Origin of the sequence: Desulfofundulus thermosubterraneus DSM 16057 (assembly GCF_900142025.1) — a bacterium.
Lineage (GTDB): Bacteria > Bacillota > Desulfotomaculia > Desulfotomaculales > Desulfovirgulaceae > Desulfofundulus > Desulfofundulus thermosubterraneus.
The window spans coordinates 12,151-37,631 of record NZ_FQZM01000036.1 but is presented as its reverse complement, the minus strand read 5'-3'; the positions used below and the strand labels follow the sequence as shown (position 1 = coordinate 37,631).

General features: G+C 55.3%; 29 protein-coding genes, 1 tRNA gene and 1 riboswitch. All 30 genes read right to left on the bottom strand.

The window, feature by feature from the left end:
• Positions 1-375: 375 nt before the first annotated feature.
• A tRNA-Thr gene (locus tag BUA65_RS13125) sits at positions 376-450 on the bottom strand.
• Positions 430-1,059 carry a methylated-DNA--[protein]-cysteine S-methyltransferase gene (locus BUA65_RS13120; protein WP_072870309.1) on the bottom strand — a complete coding sequence of 210 codons (630 nt, stop codon included), beginning with the start codon at positions 1,057-1,059 and terminating at the stop codon, positions 430-432. Before BUA65_RS13120 ends, BUA65_RS13125 begins: the two co-directional genes overlap by 21 nt.
• Before the next feature lie 33 nt (positions 1,060-1,092).
• Positions 1,093-2,025, bottom strand: a complete 933-nt coding sequence (locus tag BUA65_RS13115; RefSeq protein WP_084062413.1) for a DMT family transporter — start codon at positions 2,023-2,025, stop codon at positions 1,093-1,095.
• A 31-nt stretch (positions 2,026-2,056) separates the two neighbouring features.
• Positions 2,057-2,977: a cysteine synthase A gene (gene cysK, locus BUA65_RS13110; protein WP_072870308.1), complete on the bottom strand. Its 921-nt coding sequence runs from the start codon at positions 2,975-2,977 to the stop codon at positions 2,057-2,059.
• A 228-nt stretch (positions 2,978-3,205) separates the two neighbouring features.
• On the bottom strand, positions 3,206-3,673 hold the full coding sequence (locus BUA65_RS13105) for a DsrE/DsrF/DrsH-like family protein (RefSeq protein WP_072870307.1): 468 nt from the start codon (positions 3,671-3,673) through the stop codon (positions 3,206-3,208).
• Positions 3,674-3,746: 73 nt separating this feature from the next.
• Positions 3,747-4,709 carry a heterodisulfide reductase-related iron-sulfur binding cluster gene (locus BUA65_RS13100; protein ID WP_072870305.1) on the bottom strand — a complete coding sequence of 321 codons (963 nt, stop codon included), beginning with the start codon at positions 4,707-4,709 and terminating at the stop codon, positions 3,747-3,749.
• A gap of 13 nt (positions 4,710-4,722) precedes the next feature.
• Positions 4,723-5,025: a 4Fe-4S dicluster domain-containing protein gene (locus tag BUA65_RS13095; RefSeq protein WP_072870303.1), complete on the bottom strand. Its 303-nt coding sequence runs from the start codon at positions 5,023-5,025 to the stop codon at positions 4,723-4,725.
• On the bottom strand, positions 5,025-5,270 hold the full coding sequence (locus tag BUA65_RS13090) for a helix-turn-helix domain-containing protein (RefSeq protein WP_072870302.1): 246 nt from the start codon (positions 5,268-5,270) through the stop codon (positions 5,025-5,027). Before BUA65_RS13090 ends, BUA65_RS13095 begins: the two co-directional genes overlap by 1 nt.
• Positions 5,270-6,460 (bottom strand): CoB--CoM heterodisulfide reductase iron-sulfur subunit A family protein, encoded by a 1,191-nt coding sequence (locus tag BUA65_RS13085; RefSeq protein ID WP_242656331.1) that lies wholly within the window; start codon positions 6,458-6,460, stop codon positions 5,270-5,272. Before BUA65_RS13085 ends, BUA65_RS13090 begins: the two co-directional genes overlap by 1 nt.
• The gene (locus tag BUA65_RS18880; RefSeq protein WP_242656330.1) at positions 6,409-6,990 is read right to left on the bottom strand and encodes an FAD-binding protein; all 582 of its coding nucleotides are present in this window, start codon (positions 6,988-6,990) and stop codon (positions 6,409-6,411) included. The genes BUA65_RS13085 and BUA65_RS18880 overlap by 52 nt, the downstream gene beginning before the upstream one ends.
• Positions 6,987-9,695, bottom strand: coding sequence for an FAD-dependent oxidoreductase (locus tag BUA65_RS13080; protein ID WP_072870300.1), 2,709 nt, complete (start codon positions 9,693-9,695; stop codon positions 6,987-6,989). Before BUA65_RS13080 ends, BUA65_RS18880 begins: the two co-directional genes overlap by 4 nt.
• A 3-nt stretch (positions 9,696-9,698) precedes the next feature.
• Complete coding sequence (locus tag BUA65_RS13075; RefSeq protein WP_072870298.1) at positions 9,699-10,127, bottom strand: hydrogenase iron-sulfur subunit; 429 nt, start codon at positions 10,125-10,127, stop codon at positions 9,699-9,701.
• A gap of 1 nt (position 10,128) precedes the next feature.
• On the bottom strand, positions 10,129-10,383 hold the full coding sequence (locus BUA65_RS13070) for a sulfurtransferase TusA family protein (RefSeq protein WP_072870296.1): 255 nt from the start codon (positions 10,381-10,383) through the stop codon (positions 10,129-10,131).
• Positions 10,384-10,564: 181 nt separating this feature from the next.
• On the bottom strand, positions 10,565-10,711 hold the full coding sequence (locus BUA65_RS18340) for a hypothetical protein (protein ID WP_165613257.1): 147 nt from the start codon (positions 10,709-10,711) through the stop codon (positions 10,565-10,567).
• The gene (gene rimI / locus BUA65_RS13065) at positions 10,701-11,192 is read right to left on the bottom strand and encodes a ribosomal protein S18-alanine N-acetyltransferase (RefSeq protein WP_084062410.1); all 492 of its coding nucleotides are present in this window, start codon (positions 11,190-11,192) and stop codon (positions 10,701-10,703) included. Before rimI ends, BUA65_RS18340 begins: the two co-directional genes overlap by 11 nt.
• 8 nt (positions 11,193-11,200) lie before the next feature.
• Entirely contained in the window at positions 11,201-11,905 is a 705-nt protein-coding gene (tsaB, locus tag BUA65_RS13060; protein ID WP_072870293.1) for a tRNA (adenosine(37)-N6)-threonylcarbamoyltransferase complex dimerization subunit type 1 TsaB, read from the bottom strand.
• Positions 11,886-12,368 (bottom strand): tRNA (adenosine(37)-N6)-threonylcarbamoyltransferase complex ATPase subunit type 1 TsaE, encoded by a 483-nt coding sequence (tsaE, locus tag BUA65_RS13055; protein ID WP_072870292.1) that lies wholly within the window; start codon positions 12,366-12,368, stop codon positions 11,886-11,888. Before tsaE ends, tsaB begins: the two co-directional genes overlap by 20 nt.
• 326 nt (positions 12,369-12,694) lie before the next feature.
• Positions 12,695-13,702 (bottom strand): thiamine-phosphate kinase, encoded by a 1,008-nt coding sequence (thiL, locus tag BUA65_RS13050; protein ID WP_072870290.1) that lies wholly within the window; start codon positions 13,700-13,702, stop codon positions 12,695-12,697.
• Between the two features lie 110 nt (positions 13,703-13,812).
• Positions 13,813-15,114 (bottom strand): phosphomethylpyrimidine synthase ThiC, encoded by a 1,302-nt coding sequence (thiC, locus tag BUA65_RS13045; RefSeq protein ID WP_072870288.1) that lies wholly within the window; start codon positions 15,112-15,114, stop codon positions 13,813-13,815.
• Complete coding sequence (locus tag BUA65_RS13040; protein WP_165613256.1) at positions 15,111-16,199, bottom strand: thiamine phosphate synthase; 1,089 nt, start codon at positions 16,197-16,199, stop codon at positions 15,111-15,113. The genes thiC and BUA65_RS13040 overlap by 4 nt, the downstream gene beginning before the upstream one ends.
• Positions 16,200-16,255: 56 nt before the next feature.
• A riboswitch (TPP riboswitch) is annotated at positions 16,256-16,430 on the bottom strand.
• A 62-nt stretch (positions 16,431-16,492) separates the two neighbouring features.
• Positions 16,493-16,903: a response regulator gene (locus BUA65_RS13035; RefSeq protein ID WP_242656329.1), complete on the bottom strand. Its 411-nt coding sequence runs from the start codon at positions 16,901-16,903 to the stop codon at positions 16,493-16,495.
• Positions 16,904-17,187: 284 nt separating this feature from the next.
• Complete coding sequence (locus BUA65_RS13030; RefSeq protein WP_072870283.1) at positions 17,188-18,354, bottom strand: amidohydrolase; 1,167 nt, start codon at positions 18,352-18,354, stop codon at positions 17,188-17,190.
• 6 nt (positions 18,355-18,360) lie between these two features.
• A complete protein-coding gene (locus BUA65_RS13025; RefSeq protein WP_072870281.1) occupies positions 18,361-19,086 on the bottom strand; it encodes a gamma-glutamyl-gamma-aminobutyrate hydrolase family protein in 726 nt (241 codons plus the stop codon).
• 45 nt (positions 19,087-19,131) lie between these two features.
• On the bottom strand, positions 19,132-19,482 hold the full coding sequence (locus BUA65_RS13020) for a type II toxin-antitoxin system PemK/MazF family toxin (RefSeq protein WP_072870280.1): 351 nt from the start codon (positions 19,480-19,482) through the stop codon (positions 19,132-19,134).
• 4 nt (positions 19,483-19,486) lie between these two features.
• Entirely contained in the window at positions 19,487-19,753 is a 267-nt protein-coding gene (locus tag BUA65_RS13015) for a CopG family ribbon-helix-helix protein (RefSeq protein WP_207543903.1), read from the bottom strand.
• A gap of 102 nt (positions 19,754-19,855) precedes the next feature.
• On the bottom strand, positions 19,856-20,359 hold the full coding sequence (ilvN, locus tag BUA65_RS13010; RefSeq protein ID WP_072870278.1) for an acetolactate synthase small subunit: 504 nt from the start codon (positions 20,357-20,359) through the stop codon (positions 19,856-19,858).
• A 227-nt stretch (positions 20,360-20,586) separates the two neighbouring features.
• Complete coding sequence (locus BUA65_RS13005; RefSeq protein ID WP_072870276.1) at positions 20,587-21,438, bottom strand: GltB/FmdC/FwdC-like GXGXG domain-containing protein; 852 nt, start codon at positions 21,436-21,438, stop codon at positions 20,587-20,589.
• Between the two features lie 4 nt (positions 21,439-21,442).
• A complete protein-coding gene (locus BUA65_RS13000) occupies positions 21,443-22,957 on the bottom strand; it encodes a glutamate synthase-related protein (RefSeq protein ID WP_072870275.1) in 1,515 nt (504 codons plus the stop codon).
• Positions 22,958-23,041: 84 nt separating this feature from the next.
• Complete coding sequence (locus BUA65_RS12995) at positions 23,042-24,181, bottom strand: class II glutamine amidotransferase (protein WP_072870273.1); 1,140 nt, start codon at positions 24,179-24,181, stop codon at positions 23,042-23,044.
• Positions 24,162-25,469 carry an NAD(P)/FAD-dependent oxidoreductase gene (locus BUA65_RS12990; RefSeq protein WP_072870271.1) on the bottom strand — a complete coding sequence of 436 codons (1,308 nt, stop codon included), beginning with the start codon at positions 25,467-25,469 and terminating at the stop codon, positions 24,162-24,164. The genes BUA65_RS12995 and BUA65_RS12990 overlap by 20 nt, the downstream gene beginning before the upstream one ends.
• Positions 25,470-25,481: the final 12 nt, after the last annotated feature.

Sequence of the window (25,481 nt, the reverse complement as noted above, 5' to 3'; positions counted from 1 at the left end):
ACTCATCTTGTATTCGGCTATTCGGGTTTCCCATAGCGCTTCCCGTTCGGCTTTGGTCATAAGAAAAAATCCTCCTCATCGAGCTTTTATCTGAGGAAGATTATCCCTTAAACTTGGGTATTATGCCAAGGTGGGTTGTATTTGACGCTTACCCTGCACCCAAAAGTTAATATACGATATTTATATTTTATTTTCCTTTCCGAAAGAAACAAGACAATGTAATACAACACGATTCTACTTAATGTCAAGTTTTACCACACCATGACCTCCAGTCATTTCAAAGTGAACTATCCCCAAATTATCCCTATTTCGCTAATTTCGCCGGTTTCGCCAGAAACAATAAACGCCGCAAATCCTTGCGGCGTCTAGCTTTTTTGGAGCTGGTGGTCGGATTCGAACCGACGACCTGCGCATTACGAGTGCGCTGCTCTACCCCTGAGCCACACCAGCACTTTTCTGTTGTCTCACTTGACTAACCGGCGCATTACTTATATTAACGCATGTAGGGCCATTTGTCAATTGGTATCGCCCGGTGGGGCCGGGTCGTATGCCTTCGAGTTGCAATAGCTGCAGTTTTAAGGGCAGGCCGCCGCTAAAACCGCCGGGTGATCCATCCTGGCGGATTACCCGGTGGCAGGGAATGACCAGAGGAACCCGGTTGGCCCCCAAAGCCCCGCCCACGGCCCGGGCGGCCCGGGGATTCCCGACGGCTGCCGCCACCTGTTGATATGACCATAATTCACCGTACCCGATGCGCCGTACAAAATCCAGCACCCGGGCCACAAAAGGGGTGCACCAGGAAAGATCCACGGGAATATCCGCAAAGGAAACCGGCCGGCCCTGGAAGTAATGGTTCAGCCTTTCTTCCAGGATCAGAGGCCACCTTTTTACGGCAGGCTCGCTGGTTTCATTAATTCTTACAGGCATTGGTTCATCCTGCAGGGCAGTCAGGGCTTCCTCCCGGCTTGGACGGGGAAATGTCAGGACCAGCAGCCCCTGCTTACCCCAGGCAGTACCAACCCAGCCCGCTTTGGTGGATAATAAATGAAGCCCATTCACAGAACGCCCCCCACAGCCGCAAAATAGAATAATCTATTTTTCTGCTGCCGCCCGGATAAAAATGGCCAGTCCTGTAATGATAATTACCCCGCCTATAAGCTGCAAGGCTGATGGCACCTGGTGAAAGATGACATAAGCCAGAATGGTTGCCCCCACCGGCTCACCTAACATGCTCACCGACACCACAGCAGCCTTGACATAACGCAGGGCCCAGTTAAAAATGGTATGACCGAAGATGGTGGGCACCAGGGCCAGGAGAAAAAACAAGAGCCATGTCGACGGAGGGTAAGGGAAAAAGGGCATCCCCGCAAGCAGCGCACCGAGGAACAAAGTTACGGCACTGGCCCCGTAAACAACAAAGATGTAGGGGAATAATGACAGGCGGTGCCGTAAACCGCGCCCGATTAAAACATAACCGGCAACAAAAACGGCCCCGGCAAAAGCCAGGATATCTCCCCAAAAAGCCTGCCCCCCGATTTGAAAATCGCCCACACCTACAATAGTACTGCCGGTTAAAGCGAGGGCAGCTCCTATAAGCCCCGGGCGGCCAATTTTTTCTTTAAAAATCAGGTAGCCCCCCAACACTGCAAATAGGGGTTGCATGGTAACCAGCACAGTGGAACTGGCAATGGATGTGTACTCGAGGGAAGTAATCCAGGCGGTGAAATGCAATGCCAGCAGTACGCCGGAAAGACAGGCCAGCATGATATCCCGCCGGCCCATGGAGCGCAACTTTCGCCATCCCCTGGTCAGGGCAATGGGAGCAATCATGAGCACGGTAAACCCCAACCGGTAGAAAGCTATGACCAGGGGGGGAGCTGCGGCTAGTTTGGTAAAGATGGAAGAAAATGCAGCTCCCACCACCCCCACCAGGATGGCCAGGTAGGGGTTGACAAATGGGTGCTCCAGGCCGGTGGTTAACAAACCTGAACTCTGTTGGAGCGGGCAGGACGCCTTTGTGGGCATGTTCATCGGTCGTATCCCCTGTGTGCTCTTGTCAACCAAACAACTCCGTGGACAGGTAACGCTCCCCGGTATCCGGGAGCAGAACCACCACGTTCTTACCCTGGTTTTCCGACCGGCGGGCCACCTGTAGAGCCGCCCAAACGGCCGCTCCCGAAGATATGCCCACCAGCAGACCCTCTTCCCGGGCCAGGCAACGGGCGGTATTCAGCGCATCTTCATCGGTCACCTTTATAATCTCGTCCAGCAAAGACATATCAATCACTTCTGGTACAAAACCGGCACCAATGCCCTGAATTTTGTGGGGGCCGGGCTTCCCGCCGGAAAGCACCGGTGAGGCGGCCGGTTCCACCGCCACCGCCCTCAGGGAGGGACGGCGGGCTTTCAAAAGAGAGGCCACCCCGGTAATAGTTCCCCCTGTACCAACGCCGGCCACAAAGAAATCCACTTCTCCCCCGGTATCCCGCCATATTTCTTCGGCAGTGGTAGCCCGGTGGGCGGCCGGGTTGGCCGGGTTGGCAAATTGCTGCGGCATAAAAGCATTGGGGTGAGAGGCCGCCAGCTCTTGGGCTTTGCGCACGGCCCCGGCCATGCCCTCGTTCCCGGGGGTAAGGACCACTTCGGCCCCGTAAGCGGCGAGAAGCCTGCGCCGTTCCAGGCTCATGGTTTCAGGCATGGTCAGCACCAACCGGTAACCCCGGGCCGCGCAAACCATAGCCAGGCCAATGCCGGTATTTCCGCTGGTGGGCTCGATGATCAAGGTGTCCTTAGTGATTAACCCTTTTTCCTCCGCCTCACGGATCATGCTGTAAGCTACCCGGTCTTTAACACTTCCGCCGGGATTAAAGTACTCCAGCTTGGCCAAAACAACGGCAGGCATACCGGAAGCCATCTTTCGCAAACGAACCAGGGGCGTTGAACCGATTAATTCCGTCACGTCATTATATAAGCCCATGCAACAAACCTCCAAGAGATGCAGAGGAGCACACGCAAAAGAGCCTGCCATTATTATAACCCATGGGTGGGCCGGGGTAAATTCTTTACGAGCGTAGCTCGTGTCAATATTCAGGAGATACCCCTACAAAAAATTTTACCGCAGCGCCGCCTTTCAAGCCTCTAGCGGCTCTACCGAAAACAGGTTAAAATTTGAAGACCTGGCCTTTTTGCACAGGTCTTCCAAAGGCTATATAAAAAGGTTTACATTAGCCTCGTCGGCTTCGGCCAAGTAGGTGGCCACCCCGGCAAACTCCAGGCCGTCGATGAGTTCTTCTTTTCTAATGCCCATCACGTCCATGGACATGGTACAGGCAATCATTTTTATACCCTGCTCCCTGGCGGATTCAATAAGCTCCGCAAGGGGGGTAACATTTTGCTGCTTCATGACGATTTTCATCATCTTCGCACCCAGGCCGCCGAAATTCATTTTTGATATCCCCAGCCTGTCGGCACCTCTGGGCATCATCCAGCCGAACAGCGCCTGCAAAAAACTCTTTTTTACCTTAACCTTCTCCGGCCTTCTCAGGGTGCTCAATCCCCAGAAGGTGAAAAACATGGTCACCTCGTCACCCATGGCGGCAGCGCCATTGGCTATGATAAAGGCAGCTATAACCCGGTCAAGATCACCGCTGAAGACGATGATGGTTTTTTTCATGTGCCTGCACCCCCGTGCCTTATTTTAGTTAACCCGCAAGTTGAGGACAAAAGATGTGGGACCGACCTTCATACTATCCCCCGCAGTAGGCCTGTACCAGGTAGCTGGATATGTCCTCCAGCTGTATTTCTCCACCGGCGGCCTTTTGCAAATTCACCAGGCAGATCGGGCACATGGTCACCGCCCTGAAGGAAACCTTCTTGATTTGATCCACCCTTTTTTTAGCATATTCTTTTGCCTTCCTGGGGAACAGGGACTCGGCAGGCCCGCCGCAGCAAAAGGTGAACTTTCCGGACTCCGCAGGTTCCCTTACGTCAATACCCGCTTTCTCCAGCAAAATTCTCTGCTCCCGAAGCACGTTCTCGTGCCTGGCATACAGGCATGAGTCGTGGATGGCTGTTTCTAGGCGAAGCTCCTTTTGGGGCCTCAGCTCCCGCTCCGCCAGCACTTCCAGGTAGCTTTTTACCCGCAGGTCATATCCTTTGATCAGGTTAGGGCACACGGAACGAAGCATATGGGTAGTGTGGGGATCAACGGTGATGACCTTTTTAACCCGGTATTTTTTAAAAACATCCATTACTCTACGGGCGTGCGCCTCCAGGATATCGTCCACTCCCAGGTCATAGATAAGCGCTCCCGAGTACAGGTCTTCTTCATATAGATAGCCAAAGTTGACTCCCGCCCGCCCTAAAAGCCGGGCGATATTGACCAGTATTTTGACGCAGGATTCCCGCATGCTTTTGGACGGTAAGGCCATCAGAGCGGATATGTTGATCAACCTGTTGATGACCCTTCCAAACTTTACATATTCGGCAATCCATGAATCCTCAATCTTTTCCTGGACCTTGTTCAGGGCCTCGATGTAGGGCATGAGCTGATACATCCTGCCGGTATAGAGGATGGTTTCCCCGCCCCTGGCCAGCCCCAGGCCCCTTGCCCACGCGACGGCACTTTTAGCCGAAACGGGCAGCACGGATTTTCTAATCCGTAGGTTATCCGCCAGAATGCCCACGGTATCGCCAATCGGTAATGGCATATTCCCATTCTCCTTAAATTTTAAAGACTTTCTTGTTCATGTAGTAACGGAGAGAACGCACATTTTCCGCTATCTGCACCTGTGCCGGGCAATTAACTTCACACAGCTTACATAAAAGGCAGGAATAAATTGCCTCCCCATGCTCCAGCACCCTGTCTTTTACACCCAACAACACGTAGCGAAACAACTTCCGGGGGAGGAGTTCAATGCCCATGGGGCATACCGCACTGCATACCCCGCAGTTCATACAGGCAGAGGCATTAAACCGGTCAGACCTCCTGACCTCTTCAACAAAGCCGGGATTCACCAGTGCCATCAGCTATCCTCCTTGATTACCGCCCTGTACCTGTAATAGCCTTCGTCAGTTAACTCGTCCTCGCATAAATGGCCGTACTTGCGCATACCCATGACCCAGAACATGACTTCGTGGCAGGGATAACCCACGGCCTGTGCTATCTCCGGAACGGTTTTAGGGCCGTCCTTCAGGACATCCAAGATCTTATCCCTCATCAACATCTCTTCCCTGACCACTTCCCTGACGTCTCTCACCCTGCCGTTCATCAGCATATCTCCTTTACCAGGCCATCAATCATGGATTTGATCTGTTCACCGGTATAGCCCCTGAGATTGAGGGCATCCCGGGGGCAAATTGGAACGCAGCCGCCGCAGCCCTTGCACACCGCCTCGTTTACCCGGACTACTTCCCTGTCCTGACAGCGCTCCTGTTCAATAGCGGAGTAAGGGCAGGCCTGCACACACACCCCGCACCAGGTACACAGTTGGGGATCCACGGTAGCAACGAGAGGATCAAGTTCCACGTAACCTTTTTTGAGAAGGGAAGCGCTCTGGGCAACCGCCGCCAGGGCGGAGGCTACGCTTTCGGAAGAATTCTTGGGCCCCTGGCAGGCGCCGCAGATGAATATACCGTCCACCACCGTTTCCACCGGACGCAGTTTAGGGTGTATCTCGTTGAAAAACCCGTCCCTCCCCACGGGCAGCTTCAAGGTATCCACCAGCTTGCCGTTCTTTTGGGGAACCATGCCGGTGGCCAGAACCACAACGTCGGCCCGGATCTCAAACTCTTCCCCAAAGGTGAGCAAATCCTTCACGGTTACTTTTAATTTCCCGTTCTCACCCTGTTCAATCCTGGGAGGTTCGTTCTCATCGAACTTAAGAAAAGTGGTCCCCCGCTTTAAGGCCTCCTGGTAGAGCAACTCAAACTTGCCGTAGGTGCGTATGTCCCGGAAAAGATGAAATTGACGGATTCCGGGGTTCTTTTCAAAGGCCAGGTTGGCAGCGTGAATGGTTGCATTACAGCAGTAACGGGAGCAATAACGGTTGGCGTTTTCCAGGTCCGCCATCTGCCTGCTTCCCACGCAATAGATGTAGACCACATCCTTTATTTCCCTGCCGTTGTAAATCAGACTGCCGCCGGAACTATCCAGCAACTCCCGGAATGCGGGAAGGGTCATTACGCCCTCCAGCCCGTAACCGTATTCACCTTCCCGTGGTTGGTAAGGATCAAAACCGGTGGCCACAATGATTGCTCCAACCCGCACACCAATTTCGCTTTCCGCAGGCTCCTTGACCCTTATCTTCACGTGGAAGTCCCCGATGTTCCCCGATTTCTCCACCAGCTCGGAATTGGTGAAAAGGGTGATGTTTTCCCTCTTTTTAATCTCGTAAATTAGCCGGTCAATTAACTCCCTGCCCTTCTTCCCATGGGGATACATCTTGCCCAGCCGGGCCACCCAGCCGCCCGCTCCACCAGATAAACGGAGATACCGATGTCCGCCAGCCCGATGGCCGCCCGCAGCCCCGCTATCCCCGCGCCAACAATCAACACCCCGGGAACCGTATCGATTTTAATGGGCTGAAGCGGTTCGGTTAATCTGGTTCTGGCAATACCCGCCCTTACCAGCCTGATGGCCTTGGCAGTGGCTCCTTCCCTATCATCGGTATGGGCCCAGGAGCACTGCTCCCTGATATTTACCTGGGTATACTGGTACGGGTTGAGCCCCGCCCTTTTCGCCACGTCCCTGAAGGTGTAAAGGTGCAATTTGGGCGAACAGGATGCCACCACCAGCCCGTCTAAATTTTGCTCCTTAATATCCTGGATCATTTCCTGCTGGGTGGCATCGGAACAGGTGAACACGGCCTCCCTGGCCACCACCACTCCCGGCTCGTCACGAACGGCCTTGACCACCCTGTCCACATCCACGTAATCGGAAATGTGTCCGCCGCAACGGCAAATGTACACGCCTATTCTCCGGTTGCTCATCTTCTCACCCTTACCCTTTCCGCATAGGCTGCTGCCTGAGCTGCAGCGGCCCCGGCGTGCAATATGGAGTCGGGTATGTCCCGTGCACCGGAAGCAGTCCCGGCCACAAATACCCCCTCGATACTTGTTTTGCCTGGGTTCAGATCCTCATCCACTTCCTTGACGAAAAGGTACTCATCTAATTCCAACTCCCCGGCAGCAAACAGATTTTGTACCTGGGGATTGGGGAGAAGTCCTACCGCTAAAACCACCAGGTCGTGTTCCGCCCGGGCCAGCTTGCCGCCGTTATCAATGTCTTCATAATAAAGGATGAGATTGCTGTCTTCCTTTTCCTCGATCCTGGCAATTCTCCCCTTTACAAAATTGGCGCCCATGGCCCTTGCCTGGTCGTAAAACTCCTCATACCCTTTGCCGAAAGCCCGCACATCGATGTAATAAACCGTCACGTCCGCAAGAGGCAGCGCACCCATAATGAGCTGGCTGTGCTTGACCGAATACATGCAGCATACCCTGGAACACAGGGGGTTGTTCACGGACTGGTCCCTTGACCCCGTACAGAGGACAAAGGCTATGCTCTCGGGAACCTTGCCGTCGGAGGGTCTCAACACACCGTTGTACGGTCTGGTGGGAGCCAGCAACCGGTCCATCTGCATGCCCGTGATGACATTTTTAAATTTCCCGTAGCCGTATTGCGGCTTTTGCTGGGCGGGGAAAAGTTGAAATCCGGTGGAGATGATCACGGCGTTGACCAAAAACTCCTTTTTCTCTTCCCTCATGGACAGGTCAACAGCGCCGGCCGGGCAGGTGACCACACACTGGCGACACTCAGAACATATCCCGCAGTCAAGGCACCTTCCGGCGCTATACCGCGCTTCTTCTTCAGTCAGGGGAAGTTCTGCTTCCGCAAAACCGCGTGGTTTTTCGTGCAGGATTTCGCCACTTCCCACCGGGGGAAGGGTCCGGTAGCTTTGCTGCCGAACCAAAACCTTCTCCTTGTTCACAACCGGTGTCCGGTAATCAAAATCTGCTCCTTTAAGCTCCTCCCCTTTTAAATAGCGGTCAATGAAGAAAGCCGCCCGCCTGCCCTGTGCGACGGCGCTTACAATCATGGAGGGCCCGGTAACTACGTCTCCCCCGGCAAAAACGTAAGGCACCGTGGTCTGCAAGGTTTCCGGATCAACGCTGATGGTATGATTGTCGTTAATTGGCAACAGCTTTTGAAAAGCCTCTGTCTCGGGCTCAAGCCCCACGGCAGTTATCACCATGTCAGCCGCCACTTTGTACGCGGAGCCTTCGACCGGTCTCGGCTTTCTCCTCCCGCCGGCGTCCGGTTCACCCAGTTCCATTTTGATACTTTCAACTGCAATGAGTTTCCCATCCCGGCCGGTAAACTTTTGGGGCACGCTTAAGTACTGAAACTCCACCCCTTCCCGTTCCGCGGCCGTTATTTCCCGGTCATGGGCGGGCATCTCAGCCCTCGTTCTCCGGTACTGCACGATCACCCTTTTAGCGCCCAGCCTCACGGCCACCCTGGCGGCATCTATGGCCACATTACCGCCACCCACCACGACGACCGTTTTGTCCTCGAAGGAGATTTTACGACCCAGATTCACCTGCTGCAGGAAATCCAGGGAGTTGACGACACCGTCCAGTTCTTCGCCCTCAATCCCCATTTTTTTAGGGCGCGTCGCACCGGTGGCCACGAATATGGCGTCAAAACCGCTTTTTTTCAGCTCTTCCAGGTTTTCCACCTTCACCCCGGTCTTGATTTCCACGCCCAGGGCCGTGACATTTTTTATATCCCTGTCCACCACATCTTTGGGGAGCCTGAAGGAAGGTATGGCCGTACGCAGCATGCCGCCGGGCTGCGACCCGGCCTCAAAAATGGTCACCCGGTAGCCTTTCCCGGCCAGGAAGAAGGCAGCGGTAAGGCCTGCCGGCCCCGCTCCCACCACGGCGACTTTTTTGTCCTTAACTTCCTCCGGAGGAGTATACTGGGGCCCGGTATGTTCCTGGTAATAGCGGTCGGCGATAAAACGTTTAATTCTCCTGATGGGCAGGGGCCCTTCAAGACTACCCCGGGTACACTCGCCTTCGCAGGGGGCATAGCAGGCCCTGCCCAGGCTGCCCACCAGAGGTGTGTTTTCCAGGACCAGGTCAAAGGCTTCCCGGAATTTCCCGCTCCTGACCAGGGCGATGTAACCATGGGCTTTGATGCCCGCCGGGCAGGTGAATGAACAGGGGGATGTGCCTTCCCGCTCAATAACGGCTTTTTTAGGGACAGCCTGCGGGAAGGGGATGTAAGCAGCCCTCCTGGCCACCATATCGAAGTTGAATTGATCCGGAACCGCCACGCTGCAGGTCATCTCACATTGACGGCAGCCGGTGCAGAGGGTCTGTTTAACAAAGGTGGGCTTTTGGCGGACTTTCACGCTGAACTTACCGTTTGGCAGCTTCCTGATCTCCTCCACTTCGGAGTAAATCATTACCTCAATATTGGGGTGATGTACTGTGGCGGCCATTTTAGGCGTGGATATGCAACTGGCACAATCAAGGGTTGGGAATACCTTGCTCAACAAAATCATTTTGCCGCCCACACTGGCTTCCTTTTCCACCAGCAGGACCTTGTAACCCATGTCCCCCAGTTTGAGGGCTGACTCCATACCCCCAATTCCACTGCCAAGCACGAGAACATCGTAGTTCATACTTTATCCCTTCCTGGCGGGTCCGAGTTTCTTCAGTGCCTCGGAAAATTCTTTCATATGACTGGCGAACGGCCCGGCGCAAACCGAGCAAATGGCCGACATTCTCACCCTTTGGGGCTCAAACCCCTTCCGGCCGAGAAGCTCCTGAGCCTTTTCCACGATACCAGACGTCCTCTCCGCACAATCCGGAAGATAGGCGCACTCTTCCCCGTCGGCGCCCAGGAAAACGCCGTCAAAACCTTTTTCCACCGCGTATAGAATCCATTCGGGCTTGATGCCGCTGGTGCAGGGCATGCTGATGACCATAACTGAAGGCGGGTAGTGCATGTGGGAACTGCCGGCGAGGTCGATGCCCGGGTCGGAAATGTTGTTTGTGGAAAAGACGAGGATCTTTGGGGAAAAATCTTTATCTGTGTTAGCCTGCCCGGGCATATTACTTCATCCTCTTTACGTAGAGCTTCCAGTAACCGGCTTCTTCAATCACACCGAGAAATTCATGCCCCATCTTTTTAGCCCAGGCCGGAATATCTTTTTGGGATCCTGAGTCAGTAGCCAGAATCTCCATAATTTCTCCTACCTTAACATCTGCTATGGCCTTTTTGGCCGCCATAATCGGTCCGGGGCAGGAAACTCCCCTTGCGTCCACAACTTTGCTGGCCTTGATGTTTTTCAGCTCCGCAGTGGTCATAAAGCTCTTCCTCCTTAATTGGGGATAATCTTTACTATTCTACCTATACCAGTATACGGAAGTACCGATACCTGTATGGGTATTTACTGAGTACAAATTAACACGCTTTTCCCAGCGTTGTCAAGACTCTTTTTACACAATCTTAGAAAACGGATTGACCAACCCGTTACTGTTAGCAACTTCACCCCCGCCCCCCGGCCAGTAAAAAAGTGGCCAGACCGGCGCCCACCAGCCCAATGGTCCAGCCCGCGGGCAAATTGGCCAGCAACCCCACCATGGCCACGCCGAGACCGGCCAGGCGAATCAGCAAACGTACGTTAGGATTCATCAATACTCACCTCCTGACCTATAAATCCATCAAGGGGATCCTTCCACATGATCACGGCGTCCTCGTTGGTATCGGTGTAGTATCCCCGGCGGCGGCCCCGTTCCACAAAACCCAGCGAGGTGTAAAGGCGCCGGGCTACATGGTTGGAGGTACGCACCTCAAGGGTCATACGGCTGGCTCCCAGCGTGACCGCCCGGCGCATGAGTTCCTGCATCAGTTTTCGCCCGATATGACGCCGGCGATACTGGGGATGAACGGCCACATTGGTTACGTGGGCCTCATCCAGAATGAGCCACATCCCGGCATAGCCGACCACTTTTTGACCCACCAGAACGACGATATATACGGCAAACTCGTTTTGCAACAGTTCATAGGTAAAGGCATAGCGGGACCAGGGGGTAGGGAAAGAGGCCTGCTCAATGGCCATTACCTCATCCAGGTGCTCGCAGGACATTTCGGTAAAAGTCAGTTCCATAGACATACACCGGCTTACCCTTTTTGTTTTTGAAGCCATTTCACTTCAGCTTCGGATAACCGGATGTAATTGGGCAATAGCTCCAGGGGGTCCCTACCTTCCCCGGCTATCAGCCGCCAGTAGCCCAGCTCGGCCACCGGAGCACCCCGGGGCCAGCGGGCGCTACCCGGGGCCAGAAAAACCCGGCTACCCAGTTGTTTTTTAAAGAATTCGCCATAAATGGGAACTCCGTCGCCCAGCAGGGTAACAGGAAGCTCCAGGAGTTCAAAGCGTCGAACAAGTTCCTCAGGGCGAACCGCCATGGGGCCTTCCAGGCGTTCCAGTTTCCCCTCGACCGTTCGATATACCGCCGCATAGACCTCGTCTTTCCGGGCGTTAAGAATAGGGCAGATTAACCCCCTCTGACCTGTTAAAGGGTACGCCAGGGCATCCAGGGTGCTGATGCCCACAATGGGCAATCCCCAGACCTGGGCCAGGGTTTTGGCCGTGGCCATGCCTATGCGCAGGCCGGTAAAGGAACCTGGTCCCGAGGAAACGGCGATGCCCCCCAGATCCTCACGGGTAACCTGGGCGTCTTCCAGTACCGCTTTGATCATGGGCAGGAGGTTCACCGAGTGGGTGCGCAGGTTATTAACCATCCGCTCGGCCAGCACCCTTTCCCCCTGTACCACGGCCACTGCAGCCACCGGAGTGGCGGCTTCAATACCCAGCACGAACAAGGGCGCTCAGCTCCTTTACCAGTTCTTCATAGCGCTTTCCCCGGGGGATTAAGGAAATTTCCCGCAACTCAGGTTCTGCGGGAGGTACCTTCAGGTAAATATCCAGCCGCTCGGAAGGCAGAACCTCTTCCACCCGCTCCGCCCACTCCACCAGGGTCACTCCATCACCATAGAAGTATTCTTCATAGCCCAGGTCGGCCATGTCCTCCGGCCCTTCCAAACGGTAGACATCCATATGGTAAAGGGGCAACCGGCCGGAGTATACGTTAATTAAAGTAAAAGTGGGGCTGGTCACCGGCCCGGTGATCCCCAGGCCACGGGCGATGCCCCGGACCAGCACCGTCTTCCCTGAACCCAGATCACCGTGCAGGCACAGGACATCCCCGGGAAGTAAGACGGAAGCCAAAAGGCGGCCAAATTCTTCAGTTTCCCCGGCAGAACGGGTTCGCCATAACAAAGCCATGAGACCACCTGATTCGTATTCTACCATGCAAAAAAGAAGCCTGCCAGTATTATAACCTATGGGCGGGCCGGGGCAAAACTCTTTGTGAGCGCAAATATTCAGTTAAACCGCGTTAACTACAAAGGCACGGCGTTGTCCAGAGCGAACGATTTTGCGGAGCGCCGGTAACAGCACCCGGCAACCCAGCACTCACCGGCAATAATGCTCATTCCAAGGCAAAAGCAAAAGGCAGTAGAAAATTTGGCCTTCGCAGTATGGCTTATTCAGTGAGTGCTGGGCAGCTCGGCTCTCGAGGAGACAAGATTAGCTAACCGAAAAAAGTTAGCCTAAGGGGCAAAGTGATCATAGCCGCGGGCCTCCAGGGGGACGCAACGGCCGCCGGCCAGTTCAAAAACCATTCCCTTTTCCGCCGGGATAACCTCACCAATGCACCGGCATTCTTCGCCGGCCGCCGCAAGTTTTTCCTCCACACCCCGGGCTAAATCCGGTGGAACGGTAAAGACCAGCTCAAAATCCTCCCCCCCGGAAAAGGCCCAATCCAGGGGATCGTAATTGGCCAGGGCGGCCACCCTTCTCACCCGGTAATCCACGGGAATATCCTCCGCCCGCACCCTGCAGCCCACACCGCTGGCCCGACAGATTTCCCGCAGTTCGGCGGCTAGGCCATCGCTGACGTCATCCATGGCCGTAACCCCGGCGCCGGATAAAATCCGCCCGGCCTGCAATCTCGCCCGGGGCTCCAGGTGGGCCTGCTTAAGGAAAGCTGCCATCCCGGGGTCAATAGTTAAATCCGGGTGTCGGCAGAGGTACAGCCCGGCTGCGGATTTGCCCAGCCCGCCGGTGACGTAGATCAAATCCCCCACCCTGGCCCCGCTGCGGTAGACCGCCCGGCCTTTTTCCACGAACCCCAGCAGGGCCAGGTTGATCACCAGCCGCTCCGGGCTCATCACCGTGTCTCCACCCACGATATTGAGACCATATTCCCCGGCAGCCCGCCTGATACCCTGGTACAGTTCTTCTACTTCCTCCACAGACAGGCGGGTGGGCAGGCCCAGGGAAACCACGCCGTGGGCGGGCCAGCCGCCCATGGCCGCAATATCGCTCACATTAACCGCCACAGTCTTGATGCCTACCTGGGCGGGGGTGGCATAATCCAGCGAAAAGTGGACCCCTTCCACCAGCATGTCGGTGGTGAACAGCAGCCACCAGGGGCCTTCCAGGTTTAAAACCGCTGTGTCATCCCCTATGCCCTGCACCACCTCACCCGGCCGGTTGATCAAATCCCGGGACAAGCGGTCTATGATGCCGAACTCGCCCAGATCGCCGAGCTTCAAGGCGCTACCTCCCCCCTTAATGCCATATAGACACCCATAACGCTTTCAGCGCCACCAACTGACGATGAAAATGGCCGCCGCTTTGTACGAAGCGAGCGACATTGCATTCCTTAGCACTCTTCCACCCTTTCCGCACCCAGGTACCTGGCCACAATCTCCATGGCACAGAAGTCGCCGCACATGGTGCAGGCCTTAGTCCCGGCGGGATTGCGCTTCTCACGATATGCCCGGGCTTTTTCCGGGTCAATGGCCAGATTAATCTGGGCCTCCCAGTCCAGGGCCTTGCGGGCCCGGGCCATAGCCAGGTCCCATTCCCGGGCTCCCGGCACACCCTTGACTAGGTCCGCTGCGTGGGCGGCAATGCGAGAGGCAACCACACCTTCTTTTACATCATCTATGGTCGGCAGCCCCAGGTGTTCGGAGGGGGTTACGTAACATAGGAAGTCCGCTCCGGCCATGGCGGCCACCGCTCCCCCAATGGCGGCGGTAATATGATCGTAACCGGGGGCCACGTCCGTAACCAGGGGACCCAGGACGTAAAAGGGGGCCCCGTTGCACAACGTCTTTTGCACCTGCACATTGGCGGCTACCTGGTCGAGGGGAACATGCCCCGGCCCTTCCACCATGGCCTGTACACCCGCCGCCCGTGCCCGGTCCACCAGTTCGCCCAGTACAATTAACTCCTGGATCTGGGCCCGGTCGGTGGCATCGGCCAGGCATCCCGGCCGCAGGCCGTCCCCCAGGCTCAAGGTGACGTCGTAACGCAGGCATATTTCCAGCAAGCGGTCAAACTGCTCGTACAGGGGGTTTTCCCGTTCGTTGTGCAGCATCCACCCCGCCAGGAAAGAACCGCCCCGGCTGACAATATCGGTAACGCGCCCCTGCCTTTGCAGGCGCCCAATAGCCTCCAGGGTGATCCCGCAGTGTACGGTAATGAAGTCCACCCCATCGGCAGCCTGCTTTTCAATGACGGCAAAAAGGTCGTCGGCCATCATCTTCACAATACTGCCCCGTTTTTCCCGGGCTTCCACAACCGCCTGATAAATGGGCACGGTACCGACCGGCACAGAACTTCTGGCAATAACCGCCCGGCGGCAGCCGTCCAGGTCGCCTCCAGTGGACAGGTCCATCACCGCATCGGCTCCAGCCTTTAAGGCGGTTTCCAGTTTGGTTAATTCGTCCTCAATACTTGCGAAGGTGGTGGACGTTCCCAGGTTGGCGTTAATCTTCGTCCGCAAGCCCTCCCCAATACCGCAGGGATCCAGGTTCTGATGGTTTTTATTAGCCGGAATAACCACCGTACCAGCGGCTACTTTCTTTAAAATTTCCTCCACCGGCACCTTTTCTTTTTCAGCTACCCGGCGTATGGCCGCCGTTACTTCCCCTGCCCGGGCTGCTAAAAGTTGGGTCATGACAAATACCTCCTTATTTTATCGATCCGGGAACGCAGTTCGCGGGCAGCGCCGGATACATCTTCTGCCGCCACCACTGCCGTAATCACTGCCGCTCCATCAGCCCCGGCGGCAATCACTTCTTCGACATTATGTGCCTTGATGCCTCCGATGGCCACTTTGGGTATGCTTACTACTGACGCCACCTGCCGCACCAGGTCCACACCCACCGGAGCTTGGACGTCATCCTTGGTTTGGGTTTCAAAGACGGGACCTATACCGATATAGTCGGCGCCCTGCCGCTGGGCCTCCAGGGCCTGTTCCACACTATGGGTGGAGATGCCAATAATTTTGCCGGGGCCGAGAATACGCCGGGCCATGCCGATGGGCAGGTCATCCTGGCCCAAGTGTACACCGTCGGCTCCCACAGCCAGGGCTACATCCACCCGGTCGTTGACAATAAAGGTTACTCCCTTCTCCCGGGTCAGGCGGCGCAACTGGTGTCCGGCGTCAATCAGCTGGCGGGCGGTAAAATCTTTTTCCCGCAGCTGTATAACTGTTGCCCCGCCCTCAATAGCCGCCCGGGCCACTTCCACCACCGGCCGACCCCGGCTAAACTTATCACCCGTAACCACGTAGAGGCTGTAATCAACTGTGCGAACCCCTGCTTTACAAGAAGGGGCTTCACTTGCACCCATCTGCACCAGGCGGTTTACCATTTCCTGTTCCACCACATAAGCGGTATAGCGGATTTCCTTAAAAGGAGCAGGTACAGGCAAAAGGCGAGCATATTCCTCCAGCACCCGGGTGGCTTCCTGCACCCGCTTAAAGTTGGCCATGACCAGTTGTACCAGGTTGATCTTTTCCTCTTCCGAGGCCGGGGGAGCGGGGGCGGCCACGTCACCCTGAACATCCCGGGCCTGCACCAGAACCGCCCCCCGTTCGGGAAAATTTTCCTGCAATATACCCAGGCGGTGCCGTATATCCCTTACGCGCATGGTCATCCCGGCATCATCTAGGATAAAGCGGGCCACTTCCTCCACCACCCGCAGCCCTTCCCGGGCGCGGTTGAAATTGGCATCCAGAACCCGGTAAAGTTCTCCCACAGAACCACCCCCATAAAAAATACCCATCCACCTGATAAGGAGATGGGTATATAGTACGCTGCCGGTCACCCATTTCCCTACGCTGGTATGATCCAGATCAGGTTCAAAGGGTAAAGCGAGAAACGCTTTTCTCAGCCCGGCACCTCCCACGAACACAAGAAAACTATGGCCCGTCATGCTAGCTTAAAGCCCACTGCGATTTACCGGTACCGGGCACCCCCATGGGTATAAACCTTTTCACTTGTATATTGTATAATTGTTCGTCAATAAAAAAATTTTTCCTGCTTAAAATTTTAAATTACATAACTTTCGTCCCAGAAATATTTCTGTTTACGATGCCAGGTTAAATCCTGAATCAACGCCTTGACCTTTTCAATGTCAAAGGGTTTGGCCATGCAGCAAAAAGCTCCGTTTTTCAGTGCCTGCTCTATGGTCTGTTCGGAAAGATAGGCGCTCATGATGATAACAATAGTGTCGGAGGTGATCCTTCTAATGCGCCGCAGGGCCTCCAGGCCGTCCATTAAAGGCATCCTTACATCCATGAAAATAACATCCGGGTGAATCTGGCGTACCCTCTCAATGGCTACTAACCCGTTTTCCGCAGTATGTACCCGGTGACCAAATTCTTTGACAAGTATCTCCAGCAAGTAACGTACCCCAGGTTGGTCATCAACTATTAAAATATCTAGAGTCTCCTTTCTCACGCAATACACCTCCGACATAATATGACACTAATTTACATTGAAGTTTAATCTTTCCGTTTCTTGATTTTACATATTCGACATAGAGTCGTTTGATCCTGCCATGTTAATATAAAATTTTTTAAAAAACATTTTTCTCAGTTCATTCAACTCTAAATATAAAAAATTTTTTATAATTGTCGCACTTTCTTAGCCCCACGATATGCCCACTTCATTAGTGATTACAATAATCACACTTTAGTAGTCCTTATTTTTTCGATCAGGTAGTGCAACATCAATTTACCGCGTTAAATATTTAAATCTTTGTAAACCAGGCACCCCTCGATGTAGGTTTTAATTACCCGGGTGCGGGGATCAAAGGGATGGCCGTTTAGCACGACTATATCGGCATCCTTACCCGGCTGCAGACTACCCAACCGGTTTTCCAGGCCCAGTATCCTGGCCGCATCCAGGGTAATAGCCCGCAAGGCCCTTTCCTCCGGCAGCCCGCCCCGGACGGCCAGGGCAGCGGAAAGGGCCAGATACTGAATGGGCACCACCGGGTGATCGGTCATGATTGCAAAAGTGACACCAGCCTCGGCCAGGGCCCGGGGAGTTTGCAGGGAAATACCTTTTAGCTCTACCTTGGCCCGGTTGGTAATCACCGGCCCCACCACGGCCATCACCCCATGGGCCGCCAGCTCCTGCGCCACCAGGTAGCCTTCAGTGCAATGCTCCACTACAAGCAAAAGATTGAATTCCCGGGCAATACGCAGGGCGGTCATAATGTCGTCGGCCCGGTGAGCATGCACCCTTAATGGAATTTCCCGTCGCAACACCCGTACCAGCGACTCCATTTTTAGATCCCGGTCGGGACGTTCACCCCGCCCGGCCGCCGCCGCTTCCAGCTTGCGCTGGTAATCCTGAGCTTTAGCCAGCGCCTCCCTTAAGAGGGCCGCTGAAGCCATGCGGGTGGCGGGCATTTTCTTCTCGCGTCCGTAAGTGCGCTTGGGATTTTCACCAAGGGCTGCCTTTAAACCCACCGGAGCTCGGAGCACCATCCGGTCGACCACCTGGCCGGCGGTTTTAAGGGCCACCATCTCCCCCCCGATGATATTGGCGCTGCCGGGACCGGTGGCCACAGTGGTCACTCCCCCGGCCCGGGCATCTTCAAAGCCCAAATCTGCAGGGTATACGGCATCGATGGCCCGCAGATGAGGGGTGACCGGATCGGTATATTCATTGGTATCATCCCCCTCCTCCCGGTAAATCTCCTCGGCCACGCCCACATGGCAGTGGGCATCGATAAACCCGGGCATTACCACACAGCCGGTGGCATCATCCACCTCAACCCCTGCCGGAACCCCGTTTAAAGGGCCTACGGCGACAATTTTGCCCCGCTCTACAAGCACCATGCCCGGTTCATATATTTGCCCGGCCATGGTAATCACTTTTCCACCGGTTATGGCCAGCATATTTGCTCATCTCCCCTTTAGCCTTTTGTACTCTCGGCTAGCGTCCACCAGGGCCGCAAAAATACCTAAAAAGCGCCCGTCCCGCCCCCACATGGTTTCGGGATGCCACTGCACTCCCAGGGCAAAGCCCGGGCCGGTGCTTTCTACGGCTTCAATAATACCATCCACGGACCGGGCAGAAACAATAAACCCCGGAGCAAGCCGCCGTACTGCCTGGTGGTGAAAGCTGTTCACCCGCATAACCCCTGCATTAAATATCCTGGCCAGGCGGGTGTTTTCTTCAATTATTATTCCGTGGGTGGGGCTCCAGCGGGGAGCTTTCTGCTGGTGCTTTAAACAACCCGACACCTGAGTAAAAATGTCCTGATAAATATCACCGCCGGCGGCAATATTCAATACCTGTGCCCCCCGGCAAATGCCCAGGACGGGCAGGCCCAGAGATAACACCCGGCGGGCCAGGTCAAGCTCATATTTGTCCCGCTCCGGACTTATTTCGCCACAACCCGGCAAGGGCTCTTCCCCAAAATGGACGGGATCCACATCACCGCCCCCGGAGAGAATTAACCCGTCTAAAAGCTCCGGAAATATATGCAAGCTGGACTCCCTTTTAGTGTACGGCAGTAACAACGGGAACCCACCGGCAGCTTCCACCGCCTCCGTATAAAACCGGCTTAAAAAAAACTGCTTTTTTTCCTCATCCCAGGCGCAGGTAATACCGATTACCGGCAGCATAAAGCACCTCCGCTGAAAAAGGAAAAAGCACCTTTTTCAGGCGCTCTAGATGTCCACCAATCCCAGGCTGATTTCCACGGCGTGGTTTACTTTTTGCATGGTTTCGCGATTCAAGGAGGTTACTTTTTCCATCAGGCGGCTCTTGTCAATGGTGCGAATCTGTTCCAGCAGGATGACCGAATCCTTCTCCAGTCCGCCCGGACTTGCGGGCATTTCCACATGGGTGGGAAGCTTGGCCTTAGCAATTTGAGAAGTAATGGCCGCCACAATGGTGGTGGGGCTGTACTGGTTGCCAATATCATTCTGAAGAATTAATACGGGGCGGGTACCACCCTGCTCCGAACCCACCACCGGGCTGAGGTCGGCGTAGAAGATGTCGCCACGGCGGACCTGCATCGGTTTATTTTACCTCCGCCTTTTCATAGTGTCGTAAGGCTTCTGTTCCCAGCCACTGTTCAGCGGCTAATTCCCGGTTGATTTTGGCCATTTCCTGATATCCCTTTTTCATCTGCTCCCGCAGTTGTTGGCGCTTACGTTCGGCAATGTAGAAGCGCATGGCCTCCCGGATCAGTTCGCTCCTGTTTAGCCTTTCGGCTGCCACTATTCCATCCACCTCGGCCAGGAGATTATCGGGAAGGCTAATCATAATTCTTTTCACCTGAGCCACCAGCCATACCCTCCTTAAATCCGACGGCAAAACTACCAGTATAACATATTATATACACCTGAGCAGGTGTTATGTCAATAGTTGGCTGAAAAGGGGTATTATTTACTGTTCCTGATAATACTTGGTTGCTCCGGGGCCCCGGCACAAGGCAATTTTGCCCGTACGCACCATTTCCACAATTCCGTGATCCTCCAGCACCGCGCAAAGGGCATTGATCTTTTCTTCGTCACCGGTAAGTTCAACAACCATTGTTTCCCGGTTGACGTCCACAATGTTCGCCCGGAAGATTTCGACAATGTCGACAATGTCGGAGCGGCGGGCTGCATCCGCCTTCACCTTGATCAGAGCCAGCTCCCGCTCAATGGAGTCACTGCTGTGCAGTTCCTGGATCTTGATCACATCAATCAGCTTGGACAGCTGTTTGACCACCTGGTCCAGTTCCCGGTCGTCTCCGTTAACTACAATGGTAATGCGGGTAATGTCCGGCTCCTCGGTGTAACCGGCGGCAATGCTTTCTATATTGAATACCCTCCTGCTTAACAGGCCGGAAATCCGGGCCAGCACCCCTGGCTTGTTCAACACCAGCACCGCCAAGGTATGTTTCACGCCTATCCCTCCGTTCTTCTGGAATACGTCTATTTTAACATAAAACCCGTACCGTTGAATATCAGATTAACGTAAGGACGATACATAGGGATAACACCTGACAAGCCCATTTCCTTCCGCACTTGATTATAATCCAGACCGGGGAATTTTTGCAGTGCTTTGTGGCTGAAAAAAAGCAGCGCCTCCCGACAACCTCAGAGGCGCTGCCTGTGTCACCGAAAATTAGTCTAATAGGCGTAAATCCTGCCGTAAGGTCTTTTGGATACCGGCTTCAGCTTGACAAAACGGTCATCCAGGATGCTTTCCGCATTGAGGTTAAAGTGCCGGGCAAATTCGCCGACATACTGGTGCAAAACCTGGCGGTCATTCTCATCGAGCTCCAGCACGCCCACTTCCTTGCCCAGCTGGTGGGGGGCAACCTCTCCCCGCAGGTAAATTACCCCGCCGTGCATGCCCGTGCCGACGTAGTGGGCGTGGTGGCGCTCGCCGGGCTTGAGGTTTAGACCCAGCAGGATCACAATACCCCCGGCCATGTACTCGCCAAAGAAGTCCTGGGCCGTCCCGCCGATTACCAGTACCGGCACCTTACCGGTATACTCCTTCATATGGATGGCCGCCCGGTAACCGACGCTGTCCCGGATAAAAATCTTGCCGCCGCGCATAGCCATGGCCACGATATCCCCAGCCCGCCCGTGAACCACGATCTCGCCGTCATCCATGGTGTTACCCACCCCGTCCTGGGCGTTGCCGTGGACCACGATACGGTGCCCGGCCAGGAAAGCTCCCAGATCGTTGCCAGGGGTGGAATAAACATGAATTTCTATTTTGCCGTCCTGATGTGGGAGGAAGAGCCGCGTCCCGATGTAACGCTGGCCGCAAACGTTTAGCAGAGTGATCTTGCGAGCGCCGGAAAGGGCCGCTTCTCGAATCAGATCATTTATTTCCTTATGCACAAGATCCCGGGCGTCTATTTCTGCCCCCTGTCCATCTATTGAAAGGCGGCTCCTCAGTTCATCAAGGGATCTAACACCACCTAAAAACATTTCCCGCAGCCCATATCGGGCACAACTTACCGCCATACTCTCACTCTCCCGCTCCTTTTACTCCCAGCACGTCCAGTTCCCAGCCCTCCAGGCCCACCCCGCGCAGGTGCTCCCGGTTGCCCCGCAGGCTTTCAATGGCGTTAATGCCCATGCCGCCCAGCATTTCCTTGATCTCATGGCTCCAGCCCCGCAGCAGGTTGACCAGCCGCTGGCTGGCGATTTCCGGGTTCAGGCGGCGGGTGAGGTAGGGATCCTGGGTGCAGATACCCCAGGCACATTTGCCGGTATAGCATTTCTGGCACAGGGTGCAGCCCATGGCCACCAGTGCCGCCGAGCCGATGTACACCGCGTCCGCTCCCAGGGCAATGGCTTTGATCACGTCTGCACTGCAGCGGACACCGCTGGCCGCGATGATGGAGCACTTGTGCCTGATGCCCTCTTCCCGCAGCCGCCGGTCCACTGCCGCTAAAGCCAGCTCGATGGGAATACCCACGTTATCCCGGATGGCTTTGGGCGCGGCACCGGTACCGCCCCGCAGGCCGTCAATGGCCACGATATCTGCTCCGGCCCTGACTATGCCGGAGGCAATGGCCGCCACGTTGTGCACCGCCGCAATCTTGACGGAAACCGGCTTTTCGTAGTTGGTGGCCTCTTTCAAGGCATAGATGAGCATGGACAGGTCTTCAATGGAATAAATGTCATGCTGCGGCGCCGGGGAGAGGGCATCGGTACCCTCAGGGATCATCCGGGTCAGGGCAATGTTGGCCGCCACCTTTTCTCCCGGCAGGTGACCGCCAATACCCGGCTTGGCCCCCTGGCCGATCTTGATTTCCACCACGGCTGCCGAGTTTAAATACTCCGGGTCCACCCCAAAGCGCCCGCTGGCACACTGCACGATGGCATTTTGGCCGAACTTTTCCCGCATTTCCCGGGGCAGACCGCCTTCACCGGTATTGAAGAGGGTACCGAACTCTTTAGCGGCCATGGCCAGGGACACAAAAGCCTGGTAGCTAATGGCACCGTAGGACATGGCCGAGAAAAGAATGGGCGTTTCCACGGGCACATTGGGTGAAAGCCGGGATGTAATGGACACTTTGTCCCCACACACTTCCACTTCCAGGGTATCCGGCTTGCGCCCCAGGTAAGTACGCAGTTCCATGGGCTCCCGCAGCGGGTCAATGGAAGGGTTGGTTACCTGGGAGGCATTCAGGACCAGGTGGTCCCAGTAAATCCGGTAGGGCTTGTCATTGCCGCTGCCGGTCAGAATAACCCCTCCGGTCTCGGCCTGTTTCTTTAAATCCTGCAGCTTCTCCCTGGTCCAGCTGGCATTGGGGCGATAGGTCGTCGGGTGCGGGTATACAGAAAGGGCATTGGTGGGGCAGAATACCACACAACGCTGGCACCCCACACATGGGCTTTCATCGCTGAACATGAGGTCCAGTTCTGTATCGTAATGGTGAACCCCGTTGGGGCACTGCCGCTCACAGACCCGGCATTTTATACACCGGTCACTGCGGCGTTCAACCAGAAACTCGGGTAATAGATGGGAAAACATGTTATCTCACCCTCATTATGTGTGATCTTGTTAAATACCGGTCAGCACATAAGTTAATAAGGTGCCTGGCACCATATTAACTTATTACACTGCACGGGCCAGGCTGGCCAGATGGTCTTTAGTATGCAGCCGGGCCACTACCGGCTCGCCCCCCGGCGGCGTCCAGGCCAGGTCCAGACGGGGAGCCACGGCCCGGATGGACGCCTCTTCGGAAGAAAGAAAGACAAAATCCCCCGCCGCGGCAGCTGTAATTGGCCGCAGCCTGATGCGGTCGGTCAGACCGAACATTTCGTTATGATGGGCGACGATAACCGTAAAGGGGCCGTTCATCAACAGAGGGGCGTAGGCCATGCGCAGGGTCTTATAAAGCTCCCGGCGTTCCGGTTCCATATGCTCAATGATGTCCCACATGGGGGCGGCGAAGATCCTGGACACCACCTCTATGGGCAGGCCCTGCCGGCGCATGAGCAGGTCCACGGCATAGGCCATCACTTCCGTATCCGTATAAAGGGTACAGTAGTAGCCAAACATTTCCAGATAACGCCGGTTGGTGCCGTAGGAAGAGATCTCACCGTTATGCACCACCGTCCAGTCCAGGATGGAAAAAGGGTGTGCCCCGCCCCACCATCCGGGCGTATTGGTGGGAAAACGGCTGTGGGCAGTCCAGATGTATCCTTTGTACAACCGGTCAAGCATGAAGTAATCCGCAATCTCCTCGGGGAAACCCACCCCTTTAAAAACGCCCATGTCCTTCCCGGAAGAAAAGACGTAAGCACCATCGATCCGGGTGTTGATGTACATCACTTTTTCCACCACGAACTCGTCATCTGATAGGTTATTTCCTTCTTCCATGTACTGACGGGGAGATACGAAATAACGCCACACCACCGGCGGATTCAGAACCGTTGCCTTTTTATTGGTGGGGATTTCTTCATCATAGACCACGTGGAAATGGTCGGCCAGAAACTCATCCACTATTTCTTTGGCCCCCAGTTGGTGACGCTCAAACATGATGTGCAGGGCGTAGTAATCCTTGTACTCCGGGTAAAGCCCGTAAATGGCAAAACCGCCGCCCAGGCCGTTACCCCGCACCTTCATGTTGATCATGGCGTTTATGGCCATTTCCCCGCCAAACCTTTCCCCGGTTGTGTTCATTACTCCAAACAAACCGCAGGCCTGGGAATCTTTTTCAGGCAGGTAACGTTCACTGATTTGCGACCGCATGTTCGCTCATCACTCCTTCATCGATCAGTAACTCCCGTCTCAGGCCTTCCGGAATGGTCAGGTAACCAAATTCCCCCTCCAGGAGCTTCTCTTTAAAGGAAGTAACAGGGCAACCCCGGCGCATCAGGTGAAGGAAGATACCCGCCCGGGCAATCCCGGTCACCAGGGTAAACCCGTGAATGCGGTCGTCCTTCAACACAAACCTCCGGTAGCTGCGGGAGCTGGCATCAAAACGGCTGATAACCTCAAAGCCATCCTTTTCACCTGCCGTGTTAAGACCGGCCGTGATAATGTTCAGGTCGAAAAAGTGCATGGCATTCATGGAGGTGGCCCGGTCATATTCCCGCTTCATACCCAGCATGTTGTACGCGGCCACCCGGCCGCCAGCGTAGGCATTGGGCCACAGGGGGAGCACGCGCCGGTTACCCATCAGGAAGTCGTAAACTTCGGCACAGTCTCCACAGGCATAAACACCGGCAGCGGATGTTTCCATCTGTTGATTCACCAGAATACCCCGGTTCACGGCCAATCCGGCTTCCCTGGCCAGGTCCACCCGGGGGACCACACCCACGGCCACCACCAGCAGGTCGCAGGGGAGGGAAGTACCGTCGGTGAGCACCACTCCGGTGGCCCGCTCCCCGCCCTGGACTTCTTTAAAGGTGGTTCCGGTATATATGGCCACGGCGGACCGGCGGAAGGCCTCCTCAATCAACCGGGAGGTAAACTCATCCACCACCGGCGCTAGCACGCGGGGGGCCAGTTCCACCACGCTGACTTCCAGACCCTTCTTATGCAGCGCCTCGGCTGCCATAAGGCCGATGATCCCCCCACCGAGCACCACCGCCCGCCGGGCCAGCGGAAGCAGGCGGCTGATCCGTTGCAGGTCCTGCAACGCCACAAAGTTACTGATGTTCTCTTTTTCCGTATCCAGTCCCGGTATGGGGGGTACAATAGGCCGCCCGCCAGTGGCCAGCAGCAGTTTTCCATAGGAGATGGTCCGGCCGTCATCCAGTTTTACTACGTGTCCGGCCGTATCCAGGCCCACAGCCCGCCGGCCTAGCACAGGGGTAACCCCCAGACGCTCATAGAAATCCACCGGTCGGTAGAGCATTTTCTCCACGGGCACTTCATTATCCAGGTAATAGGGCAGCAGTGCCCGGGAATAGACATGGTGTGGTTCTTCCCCGATAACAGCTATGGAACTGCCTTTATCGAATGAACGCAGGGTTTCAATGCAACCCACCGCACCTACGGAGTTACCAATGATCAGATAATCAAACCTCTCCATAAGCTTCCCCCT